This is a genomic window from Natronococcus pandeyae (assembly GCF_008122205.1).
GTDB classification, from domain to species: domain Archaea; phylum Halobacteriota; class Halobacteria; order Halobacteriales; family Natrialbaceae; genus Natronococcus; species Natronococcus pandeyae.
This window is the reverse complement of record NZ_PHNJ01000024.1, coordinates 14,952-38,676: the sequence shown is the minus strand read 5'-3', so window position 1 is coordinate 38,676 and position 23,725 is coordinate 14,952. Positions and strand designations below refer to the sequence as shown.

The following is a 23,725-nucleotide window of genomic DNA, read 5'->3' as shown; positions in this document are numbered from 1 at the left end:
CGGCGAACGGTCTTAAAATGATCTCACGGGTCGCCGGCGACTCGCGTCAGTCCCGACTACAGATGTCGACGAAGTTCCGCAGAATCTGCAGTCCCGTCTCGCCGCTCTTTTCGGGGTGGAACTGCGTACCGAAGACGTTGCCGGCCTCGTTGGCGACGATCGAGGGGAACTCGAGTTCGTAGTCGGTCGTCGCGACCGTCGCGTCCTCGTCGTCGGGGACGGCGTAGTAGGAGTGGACGAAGTAGGCGTACTGCCCGTCGACGGATCCGCCACTGGGGGATCCGTCTGCTCGTTGGATCTCCGATCCAACGCTGTCAACCCCCTCTACGAGCGGGTGGTCGCGCTCGACGTGCAGTTCGTTCCACCCCATGTGCGGAACCTTCTGACCCTCCACGAATCGAACGTTCGTTCCCGGAACGAGATCGAGTCCCTGTACTGCGGATTCGCCTTCGTTCTCGCCCTCCTCGCTGGTCGTGAGCAGCATCTGCATGCCGAGACAGATGCCGAACAGGGGGGTTCCGGTCTCGGCGACCTCGAGGAGGTCCTCCCGAAGCGGATCGGCGTTCTCGACGCCCTCGCGGAACGCGCCGACGCCGGGAAGGACGACTCCGTCGGCCTCGGCGAAGGCCTCCGGATCGTCGGTGATCTCGACGTCGGCGCCCGCCCGCTCCAGGCCGCGGGTGACGCTTCGCAGGTTCCCCAGGCCGTAGTCGACGACGACGACGTCGGCGAGCGACTGCTGCTGGTCGGACGTAGCGGTGCTCATACCCGTTCTCGGGACGGCGGAAAGAAGTGTATTGCCATTCCCGCAGGTTCGGCGCCAGCGTCGCGCGTCGCGGAACGGAAGCGTTCGAGAGACGGGGCCGGCGTCCCCTGACTCGTGAGAAGAAGCCGCGAGCAGACGCCGGCGGCCCCGAACGCAGGAATTACGTGCTCCATCTCGTAGCTATCGTATGGCCACCAACGAACCGGAAGCGGTAGTACGAGAGTACTACGAAACGGTCGACGACGAGCGCTACGACGACCTCGTCGAACTGTTCACCGAGGACGTTCGGTACGAGCGTCCGGGACAGGGTGCGATCACCGGTCGCGAGGAACTCCGCGAGTTCTACCTCGAGGGGCGGCCGCTCGACGACGGCACGCACGAGGTTCACGACGTCGTCGTCGACGGCGATACGGTCGCCGTCCGCGGTTCGTTCTCGGGTCGCCAGGGCGAGGAGACCGTCACGTTCGGCTTCGCCGACTTTCACGAGTTCGAAGACGGTGCGATTGCACGGCGCTACACGTTCACGGACCGAGACGAAGTGTAGCAGTAGTCGTGAGTAGCACGCCTGTTTTATCCGGAGAGATCGGTAAAACACCTGTTCCGCACAGGAGGACGACACCTCGTTCCGCGCCGTCTCTTCCGTATTTCGGTGGCGCGTACTGAGCGAGAGCGAGCCAAGCGAGGCGCGAGAACGACCTGCAAGCAGAGCGGAGGGGTGGACGAACGAAGCGGTGACTGAACGACGTGACGACCCTCCCCTCGAAATAACGTTGATCGAAAACGACGACGGACGAGACCGGTACGATCTACGCTTCGTCCTCGACTTCCCACTTCAGCGTCACCGTTATTTTCTCGTGGTCGCCGCCGATCATCGGTGATCGCTCCTCGACTTCGACACCGTACTCGAGAACGGACGACGGATTCAGCGCCAACATCTTGTTTCCGACGTGGATGTCGGCTGGCCCTTCGCCACGGACCTCGCGGGCGAGTTCCTGCAACAGGTCGGCTGCTTCGTCGCGCGAGACGCTCTCTTCGTGGTCAGTTTTCTCGCTCATAGGACACTAGTCGCGTCACCGATTGAACGTAAATAGATTGGCGGCGAAACGGCAGGCAGGGGTATCGACGTCACGAGTAACTGGTGAACGAAATCTCCGGATCCGCTCTCACCGCAGCACGTCCTCGAGATTCCGATACCGAATATCCGCCCATGCCGATTCCTCGAGGTCGAATCGGTCGAACAGGTCGAACTGCGGGATCTCCTGTCCGGGATAGAGATAGTCGGTGCCGAACACCAGCTGGTCGGCGTGGCTCTCGAGAAACTCCTGGGCGAACGCCTCGTCGCGGGAGAGCGCGTTCCAGCCCGACCGTGCGGAGAGGTCGCCGTAGATGTTGTCGTACTCGCCGAGCAGTTCCGGGACGCGGCCGGGTTCGTCGATCTCGCCCTCCGGGTAGTCACCGAGGTCGGCCTCGCTGACGTCGTCACCGATGTGGGACCACCAGGCGTGAGCGTGCGCGAGGAAGTCGACCTCCGGAAACGAGGCGAGCACGTCCTCGAGCCGCGGGAGGCCGACCTCGTCCATCATCGCCTTCTCGTCGGTATGAAAGAGGATCGGGAGCTCGTACTCGGCGCACAGTTCGTAGATCGTCTCGAGTTGCGAGTCGTCGATCGGAAGGCCGGCTTTCAGTTCGCCGAAGCCGCGGGCACCGCGGTCGACGTAGCGTTCGAGCAGGTCCTCGGCGGTATCGATCCCGTAAACGAGCGTTCGCGGATCGATCGTACAGAACGGAATCAGCCGGTCGGGGTAGGTCTCGACCTGGTCGAGGATCCACGGACTCGAGGCCATCACGGGGTAGCTCTCGGGGGAGTCGAGCGCCAGGACGACGGCGCGGTCGATCCCGTTCTCGTCCATCCACGCAACCAGTTGGTCCGCGTTCAGCGGCTCCCTGTCGAGCGTTTCTTCGGGGATCAGGTGGACGTGGGCGTCGACCAGCGGCAACTCGTCGACGTCCTGCGAGACGGAGATGCGATCGACCGTTCGGGCATCCGGTTCGTCCGCCGCCGCACCGACCGATCCCGTCGCTCCGATCGCGCCGGCGGCGACGATACCGGCGGTTCGCTCGAGGACGCGCCGCCGCATCGTCCCCCGTTCGGGACGCGCTCCCCCACCGTCGCTCGTCGAGCCCGAAGCACCCCGCGAGGGAACGTCGTCCCGCTGCGTAGCGGCCGACATCGCGGTCGCTCCCGAATCAGTCCGCGGATCTCCATCGTCGTCGGTTTCGTCTCGAACAGGAGTCATAGGGTCTGTCCGACGAGCGCCGTAAAAACGCTCCGGGGGACCGGTCGTTGCGCGAACCGGTCACGGAGGGAGAACGTCGGAATCGGGCCGGTGCCCTCGAGCCGGTACCACTACGTCGCCGCTCGCGGTACTGACGAGACGACCGATGCCGCGAAACGCCCTCGTTACCGGTCCGCCGCGTAGCGGGAAGACGACCGCGCTCGAACGCACCATCGATTCGCTTCGCGAAGACGGGTACACGGTAGGCGGTCTCTCCTGTCCCGAAATCCGCGAGGACGGCGAGCGAGTCGGGTTCGAGATCGTCGACCTCGCAGCCGACGAGCGGGCGGTGATGGCACACGTCGATTTCGACGACCCCGCGGTCGGCAAGTACGGCGTCGACGTCGAGACGATCGATCGGCTCTCCCGACGAGCGCTGTCGACAGCCGCCGACGACTGCGACTGCGTCGTGATCGACGAAATCGCACCGATGCAACTCGAGAGCGACCGGTTCGTCACGGCCACACAGCGCGCACTCGAGTCGCGGACGCCGGTCCTCGCGGCGATCGCCGTCCGCGATTCGGATCCGTTTCTCGAGACGGTGCGATCGCGCGACGACGTCACGACCGTCGAGGTGACTCCGGAGACGCGGGACGCGCTTCCGGCGGACCTACTCGAGTGGATTCGATCGAAGTGACTCAGCCCTCAGCAGATATTTCACTTGATTGGGACTTTCTCCGATCCGTGGGGAAATTATTACTGACTGTTTGTAATGGTGTCTCGTGACGTTGCTCTCGGGCCGATGCCCGAGAGAACGCAAGTGGTTACCATGATGGACGACGCTTCGATCAAGACTGTCAGTCGAGCGGTGAGACGGACGACGGTCGGTGTGAACAGGACACGCCGATCGGATCCGAAACGGGCGGCTACTGTACCAGCGGTGAGAGGGCCGAAACCGGAGGTGATCACCCGTGCCAGTTGAGGACCCAGCGGTGGGAATCGTCGTTCTCCAGGTGCTCGGCTGGCCTATCGAACTGTTGCTCGCGATGCTCGTCGCCGCGTTCGCCGGCGGCGTCCTCGGCGCGGCGCTCGGCGCGCTCCCCGCGTTCGTGTTCACCGGGTTCATGGTGGTCGCGGGTGAGATGGCCAGGATCGCCGGGATGGTTACCCTCGACGAAGGGTTCGGGCTCGGCGATCCCGCGGGAGCCGTCACCGCCGAGATCGCCTTCGGTGCGTTCTTCGGCCCGCACATCGCCTTCGCGGCAGGTGCCGCCGCGACCGCGTACGCCGCGAAGCAAGGGTACATGGAGCCCGGCTTCGGCGGTAACTGGGGGTACCACGACGGGAAGAACATCCTGATCGCGTTTGCCGGCAAGCACGACGACGTGTTGCTCGTCGGCGGCGCGTTCGGCGTCCTCGGCTTCCTGGTGTTCTTCGTCTCCGACGGCCTCGGCCTGCCGTGGGATCCGATCGCAATGGGCGTCGTGATCTCGGCACTCGCACACCGAATCGCCCTCGGGTACGACACGATCGGTGACGTTCGCGCCGATGGCATCCTCGACGTCTCGCCGTTCGAGCGAGAGGACGAGCACGTGACTACCGGCGAAGCCGGCGAACCCGATCCTCGCCTCGACGTCGAACCCTGGCTGCCGTGGTACTACCAGTGGTCCGGCGTCACCATCGTCGGCTTCGCGTTCGGCGTCCTCGGCGGGCTCACGTTCTGGGCGACCGGCAGTCCGTACCTGGCGTTCGGGATCAGCGCCGCCAGCCTGATCTTCCTCAACCTCGGCATCACCGACGACTTCGCCATCTTCCAGGTGCCGGTTCCCGTCACCCACCACATCACGCTGCCGGCTGCGACGGCGCCGATGGCATACGCCGGACTCACGCTGGCCGACGCCACCCCGAGCACCGCTCAGGCGGAACTCCTGCTGGCCGAGGCGATCGTTCTCGGCGCGATCTTCGGCATCCTCGGTTCCCTGTTCGGCGAACTGTCCCAGCGGATCTTCTACATGCACGGCGATACGCACTGGGACCCGCCCGCGACCAGCATCGTCGCGACGACGTTCGTCATCGCCATCCTCGCCCTCGTCGGCGTCTTCCCGACGTCGGGCTGGGTCCCGCTCCCGGTCTAACCCGATCGTCGGCTCCGTTTCGATCCGCTTCGGGCGACGCTCGAGGATCTTCGGCGTTTCCCTCGCCTCGTCGCCCGCTTTTCGCTCGACGTGGTTACGAGCAAGCGTTATCGTGCTATGTGCCCACAATCCTCGTGAGGAGTATGAAGAAACTCATCAACGAACCGGAAGCAGTCGTCGACGAGATGCTCGAGGGAATGGTCGCTGCCCATCCGGAACTGCGACGACTCGAAGGAACCGAGGTCGTCGTCCGCGACGACGCTCCCGTCGAAGGCAAGGTCGGTCTCGTCTCCGGGGGCGGAAGCGGACACGAGCCGACACACGCAGGGTACATCGGCGACGGAATGCTCGACGGCGCGGCCGCGGGCGAGGTGTTCACCTCGCCGACGGCCGACCAGTTGAGCGAGATGATTCAGGCGTGTGACGGCGGTGACGGGGTGTTCTGCGTCGTCAAGAACTACGAGGGCGACGTGATGAACTTCGAGACGGCCGTCGAGATGGCGGAGATGGAGGCCGACACGGACGTCGAGTACGTCGTCGTCGACGACGACGTCGCCGTCGAGGACTCGCTGTACACGTCGGGTCGCCGCGGCGTCTGCGGAACGATCTTCGTCCACAAGGTCGCCGGAGCGATGGCCGCCAGCGGCGGCGACATAGCGGAGATCAAACGCGTCGCCGAAAAGACCAACGAGCGCGTCGGGACGATGGGAATGGCACTCACGTCGTGTGTAACGCCCGACAAGGGCGAGCCGACGTTCGATCTCGGCGAGGACGAGATCGAACTCGGGATCGGCATTCACGGCGAGCCGGGGACCGAGCGCACGGAGATCATGTCCGCCGACGAGATCACGGAGCACCTCACCGAGGCCGTGCTCGAGGACCTCGACCTCGAGTCGGGTTCGGAGGTCGCCACCATCGTCAACGGGATGGGCGGGACGCCGCTGATGGAACTCTACGTGGTCAACCGTCGGCTTCAGGAGTTGCTCGACGACCGCGGACTCGACACGTGGGACGCCTGGGTCGGCGACTACATGACCTCGCTCGACATGATGGGCTGTTCGATCACGGTCCTCGAACTCGACGACGAACTGAAGGACCTGCTCGCCGCCCCGGCCGAAACGCCTGGACTGACCGTGACGGAGTAATCGATGGGTGACGACAGGATGGATCGAGAGACGCAGTCCGAAGCGATTCACGAAGCGGTCGAGGCGATGGCGGATCGCCTCGCGGAAGAAAAAGAACACCTGACGGATCTGGACTCCGCGATCGGCGACGCCGACCACGGTGCAAACATGAACCGCGGGTTCCAGGCCGCCCTGGAACGACTCGAGGAGACGGACGGCGACCCCGCGGAGCTCGTCAAGACCGCGGGCGTGGCGCTCGTCTCGGAGGTCGGCGGCGCCGCCGGACCGCTCTACGGCGGGTCGTTAATGAAAGCCAGCCAGGAACTCGAGGACGGGATCACCGCCGAGACGACAGTTGCGTTCGCCGAGCGCTACCTCGAGACCGTAGAGGAGCGAGGGAAGGCCTCCGTCGGCGACAAGACGATGGTCGACGCGATCACGCCGGCGGTCCACACCTACAAGAAGGCGGTCGAAGTCGACGACCACGACCCCCTCGAGGCGCTCGGGAAGGCCGTCGACGCTGCCGAGCGCGGCGTCGCGTTTACGACGCCGATACGCGCCAAGAAGGGCCGAGCGTCGTACCTCGGCTGGCGATCCGTCGGTCATCAGGACCCCGGCGCGACCAGTACGCTCTACCTGCTCGAGGAACTGCTCGCGGTCGCGACGGAGTATCTGGACGGCGAGGTCGAGGTGGACGCTGAGACAGAGGTCGATCCGGAGGAACTCGAAGAGCCTGCTGTCGAGGAGGCCGCCGTCGACGAAGAGAACGAGGAGGGTGCCTGATGGTCGGCATCGTCGTCGTCTCACACAGTCGGCAGGCTGCAGATGGAATCCGAGAAATTGCCCAGGAAATGGGCGGAGACGCCCGCATCGAGGCCGTCGGCGGCACGGAAGACGGCCGGATCGGGACGACGCCGGGTCCGATCCGCGAAGCGATCGAAGCCATCGGGAGCGAGGGGGGCGTCGTCGTCCTCGTCGATCTCGGTAGTGCCGTAATGAACGCCGAACTCGCGATCGAGGAGGCTGCCGTCGACGAGGTGGCTATCGCCGACGCACCGATCCTCGAGGGGGCGCTCAATGCGGCCGTGGCGGCGACGTCACCGAGCGCGACCGTCGAGTCGGTTCGCGAGGCCGCGGAAGACGCGGCCGACGTCTCGAAGGTGTAGCACGCTGGCGCGACCGAGACGACGCGTTTGGCGCGTCGGACGTTCGCCTCAACTCTCGAGCACGAGGTAGGTCCGGGCGCCGCGGTGCTCGAGCGAAACGGCGTCGGTGTCGACGTTCGCGTCGACGAACTCCGAGATTCCGTCCGCGTGCAGATCCGTCACGTCGATTCGCCGTCGTTCCGACGTAGCGGTCGGTCCCGTCTCCGTCGATTCCTCTCGCTCGTTTCGATCCTCCATCCGATCCACGATGAGCGTCATACCTACCACTTTGGCTGATAGTACGTCAAACCGATCCGTCCGGAGTGAAAGTGAAAGTATGGTCTTGTGCGCCGATTCGTGGCGAAATCGAACATCGGGACTCGAAGAACTCTCGGAATAGTAACTAGTATCGTTATCCGATCTGTTTGACTTCGACGCGGCGCGCGCCGTCGGCGGTTTCTATCGACACTGTCTCGACGATCGCCTCCCGCGCTCGTTCCTGCCACGCCTCGACCGCCTCGGCGTGTCGCTTTCGGGTTCGTTCGGTTTCGTCCGGCGGAGCGTCCTCGAGTTCGTCCCCGAGGCGGGGGTACGCTTCGACCACGTCGTCCTCGATAACGTCGTCGGGCGAGAGGTGAACCGCACCGGTCAGGTGCGTGTCGTCGACGCGGTAGACGTGGATTCTGGCCCGCATTCGGCCGTGGAACGGCGGCGTCACGCGGAGCACGGCCTCGCCAGGATTCTCCTGGCTGTAGACGAAGGCGTCGACGGCGTCGTCCGGTGAGACGGCGACCGAGCGGATCGTTGGCGGGTCCTCGTCGACCATCGAACGGGTGTACGCCGCGAGCGGATTTAACCTCGGCGTGTCGACCAGTCGTCTCTTCGGGCGGCAAGAGCGACCGGTAGGCGGTCACTGCCGGGATCACCATTGATAGTTCGAGGTGGTGAAGGGCGAATCACTAATGCAGACTCGGTCGCTCGACGCGTCGGCAGACGGCTCGGTCGCAACGCCGGCAGCGGCCTCGTCTCTGACGCCCCCGTTCGACGATCCCGTTCTCATCTTCGGGCTCGCGATGGTGATCTTCCTCGTCGCGCCGCTCGTGCTCAAGCGGTACCGCCTGCCAGGGATCATCGGAATCATCCTGGTCGGCGCGGCGATCGGTCCCAACGGAGCGAATCTGCTCGAGCGGGACGATACGATCCAGTTGCTCGGCGAGGTCGGGCTGATCTATCTGATGTTCATCGCGGGCCTCGAGATCAACCTCAACCAGTTCATCGAGTACAAGGATCGAAGCATCGTCTTCGGGCTGTTCTCGTTCCTGATCCCGCAAGCGGTCGGGACCGTAGTCGGCATCTACGTGCTGGATCTGACGTTCGCGGCGGCGTCGCTGTTCGCGGCCATCTTCTCCTCGCACACGCTGCTCGCATATCCGGTCGTCAACCGGCTGGGAATCGCGAAGAACGAGGCCATGACTGCGACCATCGGCGGGACGATTATCACGGACACGCTCGCCCTGCTCGTGCTCGCGGTCGTCGTCGCAGCCGCCGGCGGGGCGCTCGACGCCGCGTTCTGGATACAGCTCACGATCGGCTTGACGGTCTTTTTCGTCGGCGTGTGGCTGGCCGTGCCACGACTCGGGCGGTGGTTCTTCCGGAGCCACACCGAGGAGAGCTACTTCGAGTTCCTGTTCGTCATGGCCGTGCTGTTCATCTGTGCGTTCCTCGCAGAACTCGTCGGTGTCGAGCACATCATCGGTGCGTTCCTCGCCGGGCTCGCGCTCAATCGCCTCATTCCGGAGACGGGGCCGCTCATGAACCGAATCGAGTTCGTCGGCAACGCGCTGTTCATCCCCTTCTTTCTGCTTTCGGTCGGAATGCTCGTCGATATCTGGGTGCTTACCGAGGGGCTCGACACGCTCGTTATCGCCCTCTCGCTGCTCATCATGGTCGTGATAACGAAGTACATCGCCTCGTGGGCCACCGGCCAGGTGTACGGCTACGACCGGAGCGAGGTTCTCGGGATGTTCGGTCTCTCGGTCGGACAAGCGGCAGCGGCACTGGCGATCGTCCAGATCGGCTTCGACGCTGGTGTCCCCGGGTTCGATCAGAACATGATCAACGGGGTCGTCCTGATGATCCTCGTGGTGAGTCTCGTCAGTCCCACACTCGTCGAACGAGCCGGTAGCGCCCTCGTTCGCGCACGCGAACACGAGGAGTACGATCCGAGCGACACGCCTCAGCGAATCCTCGTTCCGGTCTCGAGGGACTCGAAGTACATGGAATCGCTCCTGAATCTCGCGTTCACCATCCGCAACGAACGCGACGAAGAGCCCATTCACACGGTCTCGGTCGTCCGCCCGGATCGAAACACCCGAACCGAAGCGCAGGTTGCCGAGGCCGAGGACGTCCTCGGGGGCGTCGAGGAGTACGCGTCGGGCGCGGAGGTCCCGATCGAAACTCACACGCGAATCAATCACAACACCGCGTCCGGCATCGTCAACTCGACGGCCGAAAACCGGATCACGACGCTCGTTATCGGCTGGGACGGCGCTCGTTCGCGGGTCCAGAACGTCTTCGGGCACATCATCGACCAGGTCCTGAGTCGAACCACCCAGCTGACGCTCGTCGGACGGGTTCGCGAGCCGCTCAACACGACGGAACGAATCGTCCTCGTGTTGCCGCCGGGAATCGACCACAACGACGGGTTCTACGAAGCGCTGCACACCGTCAAACTCGTCTCGGAGGATACCGGAGCGCCGGTCCACGGGCTCGCCGTCGACGGCAACCCGGAGCAGTTCGAACGCCTGTTCTCGCTCGTCGAGCCGGAAGCGCCCGGCGAGTTCGAGGAGATATCCGGCTGGGACGGACTGCTCGCGACGCTTCGCGACGACGTGCGATCGGGTGATCTCGTCGTCTGTATGAGTTCCCGCCGGAACGACGTCGGCTGGCACCCCGAACTGCAGACGCTGCCGAAGAGCATCTCGACGCTCACCGACGGGAACTTCGTCATCATGTACCCCGCGACCGAAGAACGAGCCGACGACCGACAGTTCCTCCGGCTGTCGTAGCGCTCGCCACCGCTCGGTCACTCCCGACCGGAATCCGTCTCGAGTCGCGGTCGAATCGGCTCGGACCGGACGTCGGTCGAAACGCCGTACGTTGCACCCTCGACCGAATCGGGGATTTCGTCGTCGTTGCCGTCGTAGTGTGCACGCAGAGAGGCCCGGACGGCGTCGCGGACGCAGGCTCGAGTCGCCGCGCCGACCGCGGTTCCGCTCCCCGAGAACGCCGCGGGCGGACCCGCCGGATCGTGTCCGACGACGACCGCGTCCGTGGTGGTCCCGGGGAAGCCGGTCTCCGCGAGCAGCGTCGCCGCCTTCGCCTCGGCGGCGACCGTGAGCAGGTTGGGGAGGGCGCCGTCTGCGAGCCCTCGGCTGGTGTACACGAGGAGGTTGACGGTTCCCGTCGGCGGCTCCGTCGCCGACGCGTCCGATTCCGACGCGACCGTCTCCGGGAGCGAGCCGCCCGCGGGATCCATCGGCAGGGCCGCCGGATTCGAGACGCCCGCGGTCGCGTAGACGGTCACCGGCCCGCAGCGGGCGCCGCGTGCGTCCGCGACGTCGACGCCGGTGAGCAGGACCGGGCCGCGGTCCGCGAATCCGGCCCGCTCGAGTCGCTCTCCGACGTACTGCTCGAGATCGGTTCGCTCCCAGCCTTCCGGTACCGAGACGTTGTACGCACAGTCGGCCTCCCGGCGACCGCCGTTCCAGCCGGTCGAAAGCCACTCGGCGTCGGGACGGGAGAGCCGGAGCACGCCCTCGCGGCAGCGGGCGTTTACGGCGCGCTCGGGGGTGGCGTCGGTCATGGGTCACACCCGAGCGCTTCGAGCAGTCGATCGTTCGTCGCGCGGTCCTTGACGGCGACCCGGACGTGCGAGTCGAGGCCGCGGAAGGTCGTGGCATCACGGACGGCGACGCCGTGTTCGCGGGCCCCCTCGAGTACGTTAGCAACGTCGCGGTCGCCGACATCGCACAGCAGGTACGGCGCGTCCGACGGCGTCACGTCGAACCGGTCGGACAGCACAGTTCGCATCCGCTCGCGCTCGCTGGCGACGCGCTCGCGAGTCTCCCGGACGAACGCGTCCTGGCGTAAACAGTAGGCACCGACCCGTGCCGCCGGTGTCCCGAGCGACCAGGCTCGTCTGGCGGTCTCGAGCCCGTCACGCCGCTCGCCCGTCGCGACGGCGAAGCCGGCCCGGAGCCCCGGGAGGCCGAACAGCTTGGTGAGCGACCGGGCGACGACGACGTGCTCGCGGTCCAACCCGACCGCGGACGGCAAGTCGGTGAAGCCCAGAAACGCCTCGTCGACCAGCAGCGTCGTCCCCGCGTCTCCACAGCGAGCCACGAACGACGCCAGCGCGTCGGGGTCGGCCGCCTCACCTGTCGGGTTGTTCGGGGTGCAGACGACCGCCAGCGCGACGGTCTCGAGGACGTCGTGACGGTGCTCGAGCAGGTCGTCGACGCGCGTAAACACGGGCGTCGCTCCCTGCAGCCGGACCTCTCGAGCGTACTCGCCGAAGCTCGGGTAGGGGACGAGCGCCTCGTCACCCGGCTCGAGCGAGCACTCCATCGCCAGCCGAATCGCCGCGAGCCCGCCGGGCGTCGGAATCACGTTCTCGGAATCGCAGCCGACGAAGTCGGCCGCGGCGGCCCGGTAGTCGGGATAGTCGTCGTCCGGGTAGCGACGAGACGCCTCGAACGCGTCCCGATAGATCGCTTTCACCCCGTCGGGCGTTTCGGGGTTCGTGTTCGCCGAGAAATCGAGGATCTCGCGGTCGGGTTCGCCGCCGTGGGGGACCCGCGTCCCGGTTCGAATCGCATCAGGGTCCATGCGTTCCCTCCGTCGGTTCGGTCGCGGCGCCCTCTTGCTCGCCGGTTTCGGGTTCGATCCCGAGACGCGCACAGACGACCTCGAGTCGGTCCCTGACCGCACTCATACGGCCGTCGGGGACGAGCGAGAGCGCGCCGCCCATCGCGACGCCCTCCTTCGCCTCGCCGGCGCAGTAGCGCGCCATCGCGACGTGGTCGCGCTCGTCGAAGCCGGGGTCGGTCACGCGCAACTCGCAGTCGAGTCGGTCGCAGGCCGCAGGGAGGGCGTCTCCCTGCTCGTCCGCGACGAACGAGGTCGTCGCGATCGTCACCGGCGCGTCGATCCCGGCGTGACGGAGAACGGCGGCGATCGCGACCATCTGGGTGCCGCCGGCCAGCGTCACGTCGGTGCCGGTCTCGAGCGCGCCGGCCGCGATGCCGGCGACCGTCGGCTGAACGGGGTCGCCGACGGCCCGGATCGCCTCGAGCGGATCGCCCTCGCAGTCGCCCGGCTCGAGGTCGCTCTCGGCCAGTCCCGTCTCGACGACCCGGCGCTTCCGCTCGAGCGGATTCGTGGGCAGCGAGGAGGAGACGCCACCGGGTTCGTCGAGCGCAGTCAGCACGCCGAGTGCGGTCGTCGTCCCGCCAGGGACCGTCTCACCGATCACGAGCGTGTCGTCGGGAAGGGTCCGACCGTATTCTCTCGCGCGTGGGTAGAACGAGCTCGCTTGGGGGACGGCCTCGGGCTCCCGGATATCCGTACCGGGCTCGACGCCGAGGTCGACCGTCGGAGCGCCCGTCGGCTCGCTGAGCCCCGCGTCGACGACCGCCACCTCGAACCCGACGACCTCCCGGACGGCGCGGGTCACGGCCGCGGGCGTCGGACAGCCGGTCGGACTCACCGGCGTGACCGGCGCGGCCGTCGGCGCGCCGTAGGCGAGGATCTCGACGTCGGCCGATGGCGTGTGCGCCATCAGCTCCGGGGCGGCGCCGGCAGCGCTGATGCCGTCGATCAGCGCCGTCTCGGTCGTCCCGGCGGCGAGCACTACCCGCATCGTTCCTCCGCGATTCGAGCGTCTTCGAGACGATTCACGTTCACCGCCAGTCGCGGGTCGTAGCTCACGTGGGTCATGGATTCCTCCGAACTGCCGACGACGTTGACCCCGGTCGGCGCGAGGTGGGGGGCGGACTCGAGTCGGGTGTCGACGCTGACGCCGAGTCGTCGTTTCAGCGCGACGGGGACGGAGACCGTCAGCGAGGCTGTACGTTCGCCGTGTCTCGCGAGGGACCGGTCGACGACCGAACCCTCGAGCAGCGCCAGGTCCGCCGCAACGGTGAGCACCGGCGGCTCGATCGCTGGATGCTCGAGGACCGTCATCAGGTCGGTCACGTAGCCCTCGCCGGCAGTTTCGATCGTTCGAACGGCGTCGGCTCGCTCGAGATGCTCGCTCGTCTCCGGCGCGTTAGACGAGACGGCTGCGAAGACGGTTTCGACGGCGCTCGCCTCGAGTCCTGCCAGCACGCGATCGACCATCGCCGCGCCGCCGATCGGGTGGAGCGGCTTCTCGCGGGGGCTCTCGAGGCGGGTACCCTTTCCGCCGCACATCACGACAGCGTCCACGCGATCACCCCCAGGTGGAGCCCGGCGACGCGACCGATTTCGTTGGCGGCGCCGAAGATATCGCCGTTGATGCCGCCGAGGTGGCGGTTCGCCCACAGCCAGGGGAGCGCGACGCCGGCGAGCGCGCCACAGAGGGCGACCGCGGCGGTCGGATGCGGCCAGGTGAGAACCGCCGCGGGAACGGCGACCGCTGCGGGCGCGACGAACGACGCCGGCGTCGTCGCAGTCGTGAACTGCTCGCCCATCCCCGGATGGCTCGCAGTCCCGAAACAGGCCAGCGCGGCCATTCCGAGCTTCGTCCCGACCTCCGCCGCGACCGCGATTGCGACCGCCTCGAGGATCGAGAGACCGGCGAGACCGAACCCCGCGAGGGCGAGTCCGGCGACGACGAGCGAGACGGAAAGCAGCGCGCCGACACCGGTCGTCGTATCCTTGAGAACCTCGCGTCGGCGCTCGTCGTCGCCGTGGACGACCAGCGCGTCGCCCAGGTCCGCGACGCCGTCGAGGTGGTGGATCCCGGTTACCGCGTACACCGCGAGCAGGTAGCCGAACGCCACGGTTGGTGACGGGAGGGTGTCCGCTGCGAGCAGCGGTATCGCCGCGAGCGCGCCCACGAGATAGCCGACGAGCGGAAACGCGGTCGGCGTCTCCCTGAAGGCCTCCCAGTCGCCGTCGCGGTGACTCGCCGGGAGGCGCGTCAGGAACCCGACAGCGCCCCGGCAGGCGGCGAGCCAGGGCGTCATCGCGCGATCACCGCCAGCGTCGGCTGCGTTCCCAGGAGCGACGCGAGTGCGACCCCAAGTACGATCGCGATCACAGCCGTGACGATCGCCGCCCGTCCGACGAGCGCGATCGCTCGCTCGCCGTCCTCGAGTGCTGGCAGTTCGGCCTCGGGGTTCAGGTCGTAAACGCCCGGTTTCCGGAATCGAACCGAGAGCGCGCAGGCCAGGGTCGCCATCGGCCAGCCCGAGTTCGGTGACGGCGGGGAGTCGGCCCACTGCCGGGCGCAGCGGAGCGCCGACGGATCGGCCGCGGCGATCGCGATCGCGGCGGCGCTCACTCTGGCTGGGATCCACATCACGAGATCGTCGAGGCGCGCGCTCGCGGTCCCGATCGGCTTCGAGGGATAGCCGAGCATCGAGTCGAGCGTGTTGACGCCCTTCACCCACGCGGCGGCCGCCGCAGCGGCGGGCAGCGAGATCGGCGCGAGCAGTGCGAACGGCAGCAGGGTTGCGACGAACCCGTCGGCGAGGTTCTCGGCGGCGCTCTCGAGGGCTGCGCTGCGGAGTTCCTCGGGGGTGAGCGATTCCGTCTCTCGTCCGACGAGCCCCCGAACCCGCTCGCGGGCCGTCTCGAGGTCGGATTCGGTCGCCGCGACCACCTCTCGAGTCAACTCGAGCAGCATTCGCAGACTGCTCGTCAGGAAGAGGACGAGGCCGGCGACGAGCGCGGCGGCGACTGGGTGGGTAGCGGCCGCGACGAGAACGGCGGTGCCGGCGACGGCGGCGGGAACGAGCGGGACGACGAGCGCGATCGCGTAGCCGACCAGTCGCTGGCGGCCGTCGTCGTCGCTCCACTTCCGGTCGAGCGCACCGACGAGTCGGCCGAGCCACGCGACCGGATGCGCCGCGTTCGGGGGCTCTCCGACCAGGCGGTCGAGGCCGAGGGCGAACCCGACCAGCGCAGCCGTCGTCAGTGTCATACGCGTGTTTCTATTCGTGCGGGTAGCTCCCGCAGCGGGACGTCTTCGAGCAAAATCGCCGTTCCGCCGACGGCTTCGCACCCGCCGTCCGTTCGAGGGTCGTCGCCGACGTGGACGAGTCGGTCGGGGGAGACGCCGAGTTCGTCGGCAGTCAGTTCGAAGATTTCGGGGGCGGGCTTGCGCCAGCCACAGGCGACGCTCGTTACGATCGCGTCGAACTCGTCGCGCTCGAGATCGGACCGGATGAGCGTCCGCGCGACGAGTTCCGGGACGCTGCAGTTCGAGCAGATCGCGACCGGGCCGCGCTCTCGGGCGGCCGCGACGGCCTCGAGCGCGCCGGCCCTGGTCTCGACGTCGGGATCGAACGCTGCGACGACCGCCCGTCTGACGGCGTTGTTTTCGTAGTCGATGCCACGGCTCGCGAGCGCACAGTCGACGTGGGCGGGGAGCGGAACCTCCGCACCGTCCGGCGCGTCGATCTGCGGACTGGCGTACAACTCGTTCCAGTCCGGCGGAACGTCGACGCCGCGGGCCTCGAGTTCGTCGGCGACGGCTGCCGCGGGATCCGCGGGTTGGTCGGCGTCGACGAGCGTACCGAAGAGGTCGAACGAGACTGCCACGGTAGTGTGACTAGCACAAGTTGACTTTACTCTCGCGGTCGGCGCAAGAGTGCTGTGCCGTCGCGGCGCTGCTGACTACTCGACGGAAATGATGTTCGACTCGAGGTCTCGCGGATAGTACGTCAGCCACTCGATCCCGTCCTCGGTAACGGCGATCGTATCGGAGTGGCGGTAGCCGTACGTCTCCGTGTAGATGCCGGGTTCAATCGTCCAGACGTGTCCCGGTCGCATCATCGCGTCGTCGGCATCGTAACTCGTGTCGTCGGACTCGCAGTGGTCGCCCCAACCCTGATCGATGTACGGCGGTTCGTGGCCTGCGAGGCCGATGTTGTGTCCGACGTGGTGCTGGGAGAGGTCCGCGACACCCTGCTCTTCGAAGTAGTTCCGGACCGCCCGGTCGACGGCTGCAATCGGGACGTCTGGACCGAGCGCCTCGATCGCGATATCCTGCGCTTCGCACATTAGTTCGAAGTAGTGGGCCTGCTCGTCGCTCGGTTCGCCGACGAACATCGTCCGTTCGAGTTCGGAGTGGTAGCCGTCGACGTTCGCCGTCGCGCCCGTGACCAGGACGTCGCCCTCCTCGAGTCGTCGGTTCGCCGTGTGGCCGTGCGGGAGCCGCGTCTGCTCGCCGGTGATGTAGCCCGCGCTGACGGGACCGGAGCCGCGGGTCCGGGCGACGTAGCGATCGCCCAGCGCGTCCAGCATCGCTCGCGAGGCATCCGTAGATGCTCGCTGGCTCGCCGTCGCCGGGTGTGCGCCGGGTTCGGTGTAGTCGGCGAGATAGCGATGGGCCAGATTCGCCCATTTCGCCGACTCGCGGATCAGATCGATCTCCGCGTCCGACTTCTCCCAGCGCAGCCGCGACACCCATCCCTGCGTCTCGACGTCGACGAACTCGGTCAGCGGCGGTCCCTGGTATCCCATCGTCCCGGGCGCACCCTCGCCGTCCGACGCGACGCGGTCGACGTCCAGCCCTTCGAGCATGTCGACCGCGGTTCGGATCGGCCGTCCGCCCGGATAATCGTCGTAGTGGTGCACCGCGTCGATGCGGGGGTTCGCGCTCACGCGTTCGACCTCGAGGCGCGGGACCGTGATCTCGATTCGGTCGTCCGTCACCGCGAGAACGACCGGGCGTTCGGTCTGGATGTGATCGAAGCCGACGAGGTACTCGATACTCGTCGCGCCGAACCAGACGCCCGCGTCGGCATCCGTCTCCGCGAGGCGATCTCGAACGCGCTCGAGGCGACCCTCGAACTCGCCCGCCGGAAGTTGCGTTACCATGATTGCCGGAACGGACGTCGGTGTAAAGTATCTAGTCACTGGGGTCACGGGCTGCCGCGATTCTCGAAGAGCGGCCCCGTCGGCCGTAGCTCGTCCAGCACGAACCGTCTCCGCGTCGCCGTTCGCGCCAGTCTCCGACGTTTGGACGGTTTTGCGAATAGCGCTTTTACTACCCAGTCAAGAGTCGACTACGAATGAGTTGCCGTCAGCCCTCACTCGTCTCGCGACTGGTCGCCCGCGCCGGTCGGCTGGGTCGGCGCTGCATCACCCTCGGTGAACAGCTGCGGATCGACTCCGCCGCCGATCCGCGTGAGGAGTCCGGGAACTCCGTTTGCACCGTGGATACAGCGGCAAGCCAGAACGAGATCCAGACAGCGCTCGTCGATCCTGGTACCGGTCCGACCAGTCGCAACGAACTGCTCGAGTACGGGTATACTCCCGAAGAGTACGTGCGCGTGGTCCTCGAGCAACACGACGGGCGATTCAAACAGCGTCGGCTCGTCGAGGAGTACGGCTGGTCGTCGTCGACGGTCAGCCGACTGCTCACGGATCTGGAGAAACGAGGTGTGGTCGACCGGTACCGACTCGGTCGCGAAAAGGTCGTCTGCAGTCCCGACACCGCGCCGAGTGCGGACTAACGAGCGACACGACGACTGATCTGTACGGGTTCTACGGCCAACGAGACGAACTGGAAGAACGGACGAGTCGCTGAATTAGGCGAGTCGAGCGAACGCCAGGTTGCCGGAGATGTTCTTGATGTAGATTTCGACGACGTCACCCTCCTCCGCACCGGGGACGAAGATCGTGTAGTTGCCCTTCTCTGCGACACCGTCGCCCTTGCGTCCAGTGCCGGTGATCTCGACCGTGTAGGTGTTACCCTCCTCGACGGCGTCGGCCTGCTGTTGTTGCTGGCTGCTCGCGGAGCGCTTCGTGACGGGACGGAACGCACCACAGGCGTCACAGCGAAGCATCGGAGTGCGGTCCTCGCGAACGAGACGGGTGTCCGGCAGGCCACACTCCGAACAGAGGACGTACTCGTCGACGTAGGCGTCGATCGCCGCGCTGAAGTCCTGTTCGGAGAACGTTCCGTTGTACCGGCCGCGGCCGTTCTCGAGTTTGCCGCTGGTCCCCATCTCGCGTTGAATGAATCGGTGGACGTGCTCGTCGTCGCGCGAAAGCACGTCGGCGATGTCGTCCAGGTTCGTAAACCGCGTAAACGCGCCGTCTTTCTGCGTTTCCGGATCCGGGATCTCCAGGCGACTCTCGTCACCGCCGATGTCCGGCACCTCGTCCATCGCTCGGTTGAGACTCGATTCGTAATCCATACTCGAGTGAAAACGACGCTGACGTAAATCGGTTCTGCTCTCACGGTCGTCGCCGCCGAACCGGCGACTCAGAGCGCGTCGCTACCGCTCTCGCCCGCCGATCCCTGCTTTTCCTCGTCCAGCTGGCCGAGATCGCGTTCGGGATTCGCCTCCTGTCTGCCGCCGGCCTCGCCCGTCACCTCGCCGTAAACGGCTTCGCGAACCTCCTCGGGCGAGTCGTACTCCTCGCCGGCCAGTCGGTCGAAGACGCTGCCGAGCGACTCCGTCTCGTTCGGCATGTCGATCGGCTCGCTGCCGTACTCGGAAGCGATCTCCTCGCTCGTGGTCGGATACTCGAGCTCTCCGAGGTGGCGTTCGACGTCCTCGAGGATCGACTCCGTCTCGTCGGCCCGCCGGGATTTGCGCTGTTCGGCACGATCCTGTGCGCGGTCGCGATTCGGTCCGTCCTCGCTCATGCTCGTGGCTACCACGAGACGAGTCAAAAGCAGCCTGCCGGCGAGAGCGTGCCCAAACGGAGTTCGACTTCGAACCCCTCGGTGCGCAGTTTGCCACTTTCTACGGCTCTTGTTCCCGTCCGGCCCGTCCTCTCGTACCCTGCGGTAGTCGCGATCGAACCACCGGTTACCACCCGTTTCGCTTCCGCTACCGCAGGAACGTCACCCTCGAACAGTTCTCTCGACGTCGACGTACACCCCAGTAGCCTGGTTTCGGAAAGATGGGCGGGCTGGACTTCACGTTATGAACACCCCCTAGCATCCCAACCCAGTTCGAGATATCAACGACCGTATCTACAATGGTTTTGCATAATCGATTGGATCAGTCGTGGATCGACGAACACCAGAACTGGAGGTCCGAGAGATTCGAGTTCGCAGCTACGTACGTCCCGGCTGTCGTCACTGTGAATTCCAGTAACGCCGAACGAAAGGTGCAGGTAAGCTGTACTGGAGCCGATTCACCGCCTGGTTTACCAGCCAGCTCGTTTCCAAGTGTAACAGATAAGATTATAAGATTTGCGGTTAAAATTATGTTGTTGCTATCGGCACGTCCACGATTCGACTTCGTGTAAACGTGATACAGGACGAGTCGAACGGTATCTAGCGAGTAGTATACCGCTCGAGGGGCGGCTGGTTCACTCCTCGTTTGCCAGCGTCTCGGTTCCCTCGAATACGCGTAGTACAGTCTCGTCACACTCACATTTGACGGTGGTGCTCACTGGAACGACGCTCTCGTCGGACAGTATCCACGCGACACAGATCGCGCCGCACGTTTCGCATACCGCCGCCGTCTTCTCTCGCTCTTCGTGCGTCATCGATAGGGGTGCCCGGTAGAGAACTCCCGAACGGCAGGTGGTGTGTCACGAGTGGCCGAACGGCGTCCCTCGTGACGTCCATTCGGCCGCGGCCGTGGGCGCTCTTACCTCCGGCACGCTCGTCTGCGAGACGCGGGCACATTGAATACGGTTACCGTGGTTCTGAGTTACACACGGTTCGACCGAATTATCGTAATTTCCACCTGGCTCCGGCGGAGCCGTCGTTCGTTTCGTATTTCGGAGCGTCGACCGAAACCGTTCTCTCGACCGAAACATCGTCGTATTACCTGCTACTACTCGATCTAATCTGTCGTTTCACTGTCACCAACTTGGCAAACGGATTGCGTGCTCGAAGAGATGGTCACCGCTCGCGTGCGCGGACTCTCTCATCGGGGATCACCCGCGAATCAGCTGTGTTGCGTGTAGTTGCTACGCAACTGCTCGATCCGCGGCTCTGTTTCTCGAGGGGACCTCTGTTTGGAACTCTCGCGTAGAGTCTGCCGAGAGGGATGGCTGAACGGAACGATCCAGCCGATCGGAAGAGAAGAGTGTGGTTGCGGCTCGACTGACTTCGTGCTCGCGGACGATCTCCTCGGGAAAAAACGTCGACCGATCACGTCTCTTCACTGTTCGTACGGGCTCCGTCGATTCTCGGTCGGGCGACGGACGTCGATAGCCGTCTTCTCGTCAGACGAACGACTCGCCCGAGAGGATTGGCCGTGGTTCGTCCGTGGGTGGCCTCGAGCCGTGTCTGCGTCGAACGAGCGTTCGCCTTCCTCGATTTGAACACTGTAAGACGTGCTCACTTCGTTGCGCGCGACTCACGAGCTCAAATCGTGTCAGTCGGATTTCGGAGAAAGTCCGCCCTCCCCGATTTGAACAGCTGAGAGACGGTCGGCCTCGCTTCGCTCGGCCGCTGCGACTCTCATGTTCAAATCGGCTCGGTTGGACGTTTGACTGCTCACGTTGTTCGCAGTAAAAGTCCGCCCTCCCCGATTTGAACGGGGGGCAAGTCGATCTACAGTCGACTGCTCTACCAGTCTGAGCTAAGGGCGGTTGCACTCAAACGTAGTCGCCGAGAAGGACATAAGGGTTATCATTCTCAGTAGTAGTGTCGACGAGGTAATTCGCTCACAGAGGAATGATTCATATAGATGGACTGTTAACAGGGGGACCAACTTGCGACCATGAGCAAGATCACGTTCCGGGCGGACGACGACCTCGTCTCGCAACTCGAGGAGTTCGACGCCTCGAAAAGCGAAGTCATGCGAGAGGCGTTGCGTGCCTTCCTCACAGACGAGGGCCGGTCCGAACCGGAGCGGACGACGGAGACCGCGATCGACGATCTGGTTCGAGAGCGTGTCGACGATCTACTCACGGATCGACTCGGTGATCAGCGTGTCGGACGCCGTCAGCCGTCCCCCCAACCCCAGGACGTGAACGTCACGATCTCGCTCGAGGGAGGACAGGCGCGACGCGAAGACCAAGCCGGGTCTCGAGTCACGGCTCCCGAAGCCGATACCGAGCAGGACACTCACCGTCCGTCTGACCGGGAGACAGAGCGCGAGACCAGCTGTGGACAGTGCGGTGAACACGTCGATGCAGAGCACGTGTACTGCCCGAACTGCGGTGAGAAAGCGTCACGTCGGCTGTTCTGTGAGTGTGGCGACGAGGTTCGCTCGGACTGGTCGTTCTGTCCGAGCTGCGGCCGTCGGACACCCGCTGCGGATGTACTGGACGCCAATCATCCTAAATAAGGACTGTTGTAATACACAGAAGCTCGTCCCGGGCGAAAGCTTTAATATCTACGACAGTCTCGCTATTATTCGCGTAAGACGGTTGTCTTACACAGGCAGGCAACTGCCAGAAACCGCCCGATGTCGGGCGGTTTCGGTGTAAGACACCGCGCGTCTGACAGGGGCGCACACCGTCTTACCCCAACGGGGAATACAATCATGGAGCGTGTGACACTGCGAATTCCGAAACAGCAGATCGAGGAGGTCGAACAACTGGTCGACTCGGGTGAGTTCCCGAACCGCAGCGAGGCCATCCGTTCGGCTGTTCGTGAGATGATCAACGAACAGGCCGACGGACGAGCCGAGCAAACTGGCAAACGCAGCTGGGCCAAGGTGTAACGATGCAGGATATCGTTCAGGATGCACTCGAGAACGCCGAAGAAGAGGCCCGTGAGATGGATGAATCGATGGACGGCGACGAGTTCGGAGAGCCCCGAATCGTCATCGTCGGTTGTGGCGGTGCCGGCAACAATACGATCAACCGGCTGTACAACATCGGCGTCGACGGTGCTGACACCGTTGCGATCAACACGGACAAACAGCACCTGAAGATGATCGAGGCCGACACGAAGATTCTGGTCGGCAAGTCGCTCACGAACGGACTCGGCGCCGGCGGCGATCCGTCGATGGGCGAGCGCGCAACGGAGATGGCCCAGAGCACGATCAAGGAGGTTCTCGGCGACGCGGACCTCGTGTTCGTGACCGCAGGGATGGGCGGTGGCACCGGCACGGGTGCCGCCCCCGTCGTCTCGAAGATCGCCAAAGAACAGGGTGCGATCGTCGTCGGAATGGTCTCGACACCGTTCAACGTCGAGCGCGCCCGTACGGTGAAAGCCGAGGAAGGCCTCGAGAAACTCCGCGATCAGGCCGACTCGATCATCGTCCTCGACAACAACCGACTGCTCGATTACGTCCCGAACCTCCCGATCGGCAAGGCGTTCTCGGTGATGGATCAGATCATCGCCGAGACCGTCAAGGGGATCTCCGAGACGATCACCCAGCCGTCCCTGATCAACCTGGACTACGCGGACATGTCCACGATCATGAATCAGGGCGGCGTCGCAGTGATGCTGGTTGGCGAGACCCAGGACAAGAACAAGAGCGACGAGGTCGTCAAGGACGCGATGAACCACCCGCTGCTGGACGTCGACTACCGGGGCGCCTCCGGTGGTCTCGTTCACATCACCGGCGGTCCCGACCTCACCCTCAAAGAGGCCGAGGGTATCGCTGACAACATCACCGAGCGCCTCGAGGCCTCGGCGAACGTCATCTGGGGCGCTCGTATCCAGGAGAACTACAAGGGCAAGGTCCGCGTCATGGCGATCATGACGGGCGTCCAGAGCGCTCAGGTACTCGGCCCGACCACGCAGAAACAGGCCGACAAGTCCCGGGAAAGCATCGAGAACGTAAACGATACGGACTTCGACGCGAGCAACAACGTCGAACAGCGCCAGTACGGCGCGAAAAGCGACGGCGGGACGAACGCACTCGAGCGAGAGAACGGCGTCGACGTCATCCGGTAACCCGACGATCGACACACCACCGATCGACACACCACCGATCGACACACCACCGATCGACACACCACCGATCGACACACCACCGATCGACACACCACCGATCGACACACCACTAATCGGTTACCGCTGACGGCGATACCGTGCGACCCGGCGATCTCGCGATCGACACACCAATCCAGTGTCGTCGGCGACTGACACACCACAACGCGGTGCCCGCGATTGACACACCACCGATCC

26 protein-coding genes and 1 tRNA gene are annotated in these 23,725 nt (G+C 65.2%); 11 read left to right on the top strand and 16 right to left on the bottom strand.

Annotated elements, in window-relative coordinates:
• Nucleotides 1-46 precede the first annotated feature (46 nt).
• Nucleotides 47-766, bottom strand: coding sequence for an imidazole glycerol phosphate synthase subunit HisH (gene hisH / locus CV102_RS24550; RefSeq protein ID WP_148860634.1), 720 nt, complete (start codon nucleotides 764-766; stop codon nucleotides 47-49).
• A 187-nt stretch (nucleotides 767-953) separates the two neighbouring features.
• On the opposite strand from hisH, the gene CV102_RS24545 reads away from it, so the two are divergent.
• The gene (locus CV102_RS24545; RefSeq protein WP_148860633.1) at nucleotides 954-1,310 is read left to right on the top strand and encodes a nuclear transport factor 2 family protein; all 357 of its coding nucleotides are present in this window, start codon (nucleotides 954-956) and stop codon (nucleotides 1,308-1,310) included.
• Nucleotides 1,311-1,572: 262 nt separating this feature from the next.
• On the opposite strand, the gene CV102_RS24540 is transcribed toward CV102_RS24545, so the two are convergent.
• Both CV102_RS24540 and CV102_RS24535 read right to left on the bottom strand, forming a co-directional pair.
• Nucleotides 1,573-1,821 (bottom strand): amphi-Trp domain-containing protein, encoded by a 249-nt coding sequence (locus CV102_RS24540; protein ID WP_148860632.1) that lies wholly within the window; start codon nucleotides 1,819-1,821, stop codon nucleotides 1,573-1,575.
• A gap of 108 nt (nucleotides 1,822-1,929) precedes the next feature.
• Nucleotides 1,930-2,904, bottom strand: a complete 975-nt coding sequence (locus CV102_RS24535) for an amidohydrolase family protein (protein ID WP_148860643.1) — start codon at nucleotides 2,902-2,904, stop codon at nucleotides 1,930-1,932.
• A gap of 304 nt (nucleotides 2,905-3,208) precedes the next feature.
• On the opposite strand from CV102_RS24535, the gene CV102_RS24530 reads away from it, so the two are divergent.
• The 5 genes from CV102_RS24530 (at nucleotide 3,209) to dhaM (ending at nucleotide 7,467) form a co-directional block, all read left to right on the top strand.
• Nucleotides 3,209-3,739, top strand: a complete 531-nt coding sequence (locus CV102_RS24530) for an NTPase (RefSeq protein ID WP_148860631.1) — start codon at nucleotides 3,209-3,211, stop codon at nucleotides 3,737-3,739.
• Between the two features lie 349 nt (nucleotides 3,740-4,088).
• Nucleotides 4,089-5,177 (top strand): hypothetical protein, encoded by a 1,089-nt coding sequence (locus CV102_RS24525; RefSeq protein ID WP_148860642.1) that lies wholly within the window; start codon nucleotides 4,089-4,091, stop codon nucleotides 5,175-5,177.
• Between the two features lie 143 nt (nucleotides 5,178-5,320).
• On the top strand, nucleotides 5,321-6,322 hold the full coding sequence (dhaK, locus tag CV102_RS24520) for a dihydroxyacetone kinase subunit DhaK (RefSeq protein ID WP_148860630.1): 1,002 nt from the start codon (nucleotides 5,321-5,323) through the stop codon (nucleotides 6,320-6,322).
• 18 nt (nucleotides 6,323-6,340) lie between these two features.
• The gene (gene dhaL / locus CV102_RS24515; RefSeq protein ID WP_148860641.1) at nucleotides 6,341-7,084 is read left to right on the top strand and encodes a dihydroxyacetone kinase subunit DhaL; all 744 of its coding nucleotides are present in this window, start codon (nucleotides 6,341-6,343) and stop codon (nucleotides 7,082-7,084) included.
• Nucleotides 7,084-7,467 (top strand): dihydroxyacetone kinase phosphoryl donor subunit DhaM, encoded by a 384-nt coding sequence (gene dhaM, locus CV102_RS24510; protein ID WP_148860629.1) that lies wholly within the window; start codon nucleotides 7,084-7,086, stop codon nucleotides 7,465-7,467. Before dhaL ends, dhaM begins: the two co-directional genes overlap by 1 nt.
• A gap of 48 nt (nucleotides 7,468-7,515) precedes the next feature.
• On the opposite strand, the gene CV102_RS24505 is transcribed toward dhaM, so the two are convergent.
• On the bottom strand, nucleotides 7,516-7,725 hold the full coding sequence (locus CV102_RS24505; RefSeq protein WP_148860628.1) for a hypothetical protein: 210 nt from the start codon (nucleotides 7,723-7,725) through the stop codon (nucleotides 7,516-7,518).
• Between the two features lie 133 nt (nucleotides 7,726-7,858).
• Complete coding sequence (locus tag CV102_RS24500) at nucleotides 7,859-8,272, bottom strand: hypothetical protein (RefSeq protein ID WP_148860627.1); 414 nt, start codon at nucleotides 8,270-8,272, stop codon at nucleotides 7,859-7,861.
• Between the two features lie 136 nt (nucleotides 8,273-8,408).
• On the opposite strand from CV102_RS24500, the gene CV102_RS24495 reads away from it, so the two are divergent.
• Nucleotides 8,409-10,514 (top strand): cation:proton antiporter, encoded by a 2,106-nt coding sequence (locus CV102_RS24495; RefSeq protein ID WP_148860626.1) that lies wholly within the window; start codon nucleotides 8,409-8,411, stop codon nucleotides 10,512-10,514.
• A 17-nt stretch (nucleotides 10,515-10,531) separates the two neighbouring features.
• Here the strand turns inward: CV102_RS24495 and CV102_RS24490 are convergent, their stop codons facing one another.
• The 8 genes from CV102_RS24490 to CV102_RS24455 form a co-directional block, all read right to left on the bottom strand.
• Nucleotides 10,532-11,311 (bottom strand): adenosylcobinamide amidohydrolase, encoded by a 780-nt coding sequence (locus CV102_RS24490; RefSeq protein WP_148860625.1) that lies wholly within the window; start codon nucleotides 11,309-11,311, stop codon nucleotides 10,532-10,534.
• Nucleotides 11,308-12,336, bottom strand: a complete 1,029-nt coding sequence (locus CV102_RS24485; protein ID WP_148860624.1) for a threonine-phosphate decarboxylase — start codon at nucleotides 12,334-12,336, stop codon at nucleotides 11,308-11,310. The genes CV102_RS24490 and CV102_RS24485 overlap by 4 nt, the downstream gene beginning before the upstream one ends.
• The gene (gene cobT, locus CV102_RS24480; RefSeq protein WP_148860623.1) at nucleotides 12,326-13,369 is read right to left on the bottom strand and encodes a nicotinate mononucleotide-dependent phosphoribosyltransferase CobT; all 1,044 of its coding nucleotides are present in this window, start codon (nucleotides 13,367-13,369) and stop codon (nucleotides 12,326-12,328) included. The genes CV102_RS24485 and cobT overlap by 11 nt, the downstream gene beginning before the upstream one ends.
• Nucleotides 13,360-13,920 carry an NTP transferase domain-containing protein gene (locus CV102_RS24475; protein WP_148860640.1) on the bottom strand — a complete coding sequence of 187 codons (561 nt, stop codon included), beginning with the start codon at nucleotides 13,918-13,920 and terminating at the stop codon, nucleotides 13,360-13,362. The genes cobT and CV102_RS24475 overlap by 10 nt, the downstream gene beginning before the upstream one ends.
• On the bottom strand, nucleotides 13,920-14,678 hold the full coding sequence (gene cobS, locus CV102_RS24470) for an adenosylcobinamide-GDP ribazoletransferase (protein ID WP_148860622.1): 759 nt from the start codon (nucleotides 14,676-14,678) through the stop codon (nucleotides 13,920-13,922). The genes CV102_RS24475 and cobS overlap by 1 nt, the downstream gene beginning before the upstream one ends.
• Complete coding sequence (cbiB, locus tag CV102_RS24465) at nucleotides 14,675-15,637, bottom strand: adenosylcobinamide-phosphate synthase CbiB (protein WP_148860621.1); 963 nt, start codon at nucleotides 15,635-15,637, stop codon at nucleotides 14,675-14,677. Before cbiB ends, cobS begins: the two co-directional genes overlap by 4 nt.
• On the bottom strand, nucleotides 15,634-16,257 hold the full coding sequence (locus tag CV102_RS24460; RefSeq protein ID WP_148860620.1) for an HAD family hydrolase: 624 nt from the start codon (nucleotides 16,255-16,257) through the stop codon (nucleotides 15,634-15,636). The genes cbiB and CV102_RS24460 overlap by 4 nt, the downstream gene beginning before the upstream one ends.
• Before the next feature lie 75 nt (nucleotides 16,258-16,332).
• Nucleotides 16,333-17,538 carry a M24 family metallopeptidase gene (locus CV102_RS24455; RefSeq protein WP_148860619.1) on the bottom strand — a complete coding sequence of 402 codons (1,206 nt, stop codon included), beginning with the start codon at nucleotides 17,536-17,538 and terminating at the stop codon, nucleotides 16,333-16,335.
• A 194-nt stretch (nucleotides 17,539-17,732) separates the two neighbouring features.
• Here CV102_RS24455 and CV102_RS24450 point away from each other — a divergent pair, with 194 nt between their 5' ends.
• Complete coding sequence (locus tag CV102_RS24450; RefSeq protein ID WP_148860618.1) at nucleotides 17,733-18,176, top strand: helix-turn-helix transcriptional regulator; 444 nt, start codon at nucleotides 17,733-17,735, stop codon at nucleotides 18,174-18,176.
• A gap of 75 nt (nucleotides 18,177-18,251) precedes the next feature.
• Here CV102_RS24450 and CV102_RS24445 read toward each other — a convergent pair whose 3' ends face one another.
• From CV102_RS24445 to CV102_RS24430, 3 genes are all read right to left on the bottom strand, one after another.
• Nucleotides 18,252-18,863: a translation initiation factor IF-2 subunit beta gene (locus tag CV102_RS24445; RefSeq protein ID WP_148860617.1), complete on the bottom strand. Its 612-nt coding sequence runs from the start codon at nucleotides 18,861-18,863 to the stop codon at nucleotides 18,252-18,254.
• Nucleotides 18,864-18,931: 68 nt separating this feature from the next.
• The gene (locus CV102_RS24440) at nucleotides 18,932-19,318 is read right to left on the bottom strand and encodes a DUF5789 family protein (RefSeq protein WP_148860616.1); all 387 of its coding nucleotides are present in this window, start codon (nucleotides 19,316-19,318) and stop codon (nucleotides 18,932-18,934) included.
• Between the two features lie 1,836 nt (nucleotides 19,319-21,154).
• Nucleotides 21,155-21,228: transfer RNA gene (locus CV102_RS24430), tRNA-Tyr, on the bottom strand.
• A gap of 131 nt (nucleotides 21,229-21,359) precedes the next feature.
• Between CV102_RS24430 and CV102_RS24425 the strand changes: the two genes are divergently transcribed.
• The 3 genes from CV102_RS24425 (at nucleotide 21,360) to ftsZ (ending at nucleotide 23,491) form a co-directional block, all read left to right on the top strand.
• The gene (locus tag CV102_RS24425) at nucleotides 21,360-21,929 is read left to right on the top strand and encodes a double zinc ribbon domain-containing protein (protein ID WP_148860614.1); all 570 of its coding nucleotides are present in this window, start codon (nucleotides 21,360-21,362) and stop codon (nucleotides 21,927-21,929) included.
• A gap of 198 nt (nucleotides 21,930-22,127) precedes the next feature.
• On the top strand, nucleotides 22,128-22,307 hold the full coding sequence (locus tag CV102_RS24420; protein ID WP_148860613.1) for a ribbon-helix-helix domain-containing protein: 180 nt from the start codon (nucleotides 22,128-22,130) through the stop codon (nucleotides 22,305-22,307).
• 2 nt (nucleotides 22,308-22,309) lie between these two features.
• A complete protein-coding gene (gene ftsZ / locus CV102_RS24415; protein ID WP_148860612.1) occupies nucleotides 22,310-23,491 on the top strand; it encodes a cell division protein FtsZ in 1,182 nt (393 codons plus the stop codon).
• The last annotated feature ends 234 nt before the right edge of the window (nucleotides 23,492-23,725 follow it).

Coding starts and splice junctions, on each gene's coding strand:
- hisH (WP_148860634.1), bottom strand. CDS start 766: ATGAGCACCGCTACGTCCGACCAGCAGCAGTCGCTCGCCGACGTCGTC.
- CV102_RS24545 (WP_148860633.1), top strand. CDS start 954: ATGGCCACCAACGAACCGGAAGCGGTAGTACGAGAGTACTACGAAACG.
- CV102_RS24540 (WP_148860632.1), bottom strand. CDS start 1,821: ATGAGCGAGAAAACTGACCACGAAGAGAGCGTCTCGCGCGACGAAGCA.
- CV102_RS24535 (WP_148860643.1), bottom strand. CDS start 2,904: ATGCGGCGGCGCGTCCTCGAGCGAACCGCCGGTATCGTCGCCGCCGGC.
- CV102_RS24530 (WP_148860631.1), top strand. CDS start 3,209: ATGCCGCGAAACGCCCTCGTTACCGGTCCGCCGCGTAGCGGGAAGACG.
- CV102_RS24525 (WP_148860642.1), top strand. CDS start 4,089: ATGCTCGTCGCCGCGTTCGCCGGCGGCGTCCTCGGCGCGGCGCTCGGC.
- dhaK (WP_148860630.1), top strand. CDS start 5,321: ATGAAGAAACTCATCAACGAACCGGAAGCAGTCGTCGACGAGATGCTC.
- dhaL (WP_148860641.1), top strand. CDS start 6,341: ATGGATCGAGAGACGCAGTCCGAAGCGATTCACGAAGCGGTCGAGGCG.
- dhaM (WP_148860629.1), top strand. CDS start 7,084: ATGGTCGGCATCGTCGTCGTCTCACACAGTCGGCAGGCTGCAGATGGA.
- CV102_RS24505 (WP_148860628.1), bottom strand. CDS start 7,725: ATGACGCTCATCGTGGATCGGATGGAGGATCGAAACGAGCGAGAGGAA.
- CV102_RS24500 (WP_148860627.1), bottom strand. CDS start 8,272: ATGGTCGACGAGGACCCGCCAACGATCCGCTCGGTCGCCGTCTCACCG.
- CV102_RS24495 (WP_148860626.1), top strand. CDS start 8,409: ATGCAGACTCGGTCGCTCGACGCGTCGGCAGACGGCTCGGTCGCAACG.
- CV102_RS24490 (WP_148860625.1), bottom strand. CDS start 11,311: ATGACCGACGCCACCCCCGAGCGCGCCGTAAACGCCCGCTGCCGCGAG.
- CV102_RS24485 (WP_148860624.1), bottom strand. CDS start 12,336: ATGGACCCTGATGCGATTCGAACCGGGACGCGGGTCCCCCACGGCGGC.
- cobT (WP_148860623.1), bottom strand. CDS start 13,369: ATGCGGGTAGTGCTCGCCGCCGGGACGACCGAGACGGCGCTGATCGAC.
- CV102_RS24475 (WP_148860640.1), bottom strand. CDS start 13,920: ATGTGCGGCGGAAAGGGTACCCGCCTCGAGAGCCCCCGCGAGAAGCCG.
- cobS (WP_148860622.1), bottom strand. CDS start 14,678: ATGACGCCCTGGCTCGCCGCCTGCCGGGGCGCTGTCGGGTTCCTGACG.
- cbiB (WP_148860621.1), bottom strand. CDS start 15,637: ATGACACTGACGACGGCTGCGCTGGTCGGGTTCGCCCTCGGCCTCGAC.
- CV102_RS24455 (WP_148860619.1), bottom strand. CDS start 17,538: ATGGTAACGCAACTTCCGGCGGGCGAGTTCGAGGGTCGCCTCGAGCGC.
- CV102_RS24450 (WP_148860618.1), top strand. CDS start 17,733: ATGAGTTGCCGTCAGCCCTCACTCGTCTCGCGACTGGTCGCCCGCGCC.
- CV102_RS24445 (WP_148860617.1), bottom strand. CDS start 18,863: ATGGATTACGAATCGAGTCTCAACCGAGCGATGGACGAGGTGCCGGAC.
- CV102_RS24440 (WP_148860616.1), bottom strand. CDS start 19,318: ATGAGCGAGGACGGACCGAATCGCGACCGCGCACAGGATCGTGCCGAA.
- CV102_RS24425 (WP_148860614.1), top strand. CDS start 21,360: ATGAGCAAGATCACGTTCCGGGCGGACGACGACCTCGTCTCGCAACTC.
- CV102_RS24420 (WP_148860613.1), top strand. CDS start 22,128: ATGGAGCGTGTGACACTGCGAATTCCGAAACAGCAGATCGAGGAGGTC.
- ftsZ (WP_148860612.1), top strand. CDS start 22,310: ATGCAGGATATCGTTCAGGATGCACTCGAGAACGCCGAAGAAGAGGCC.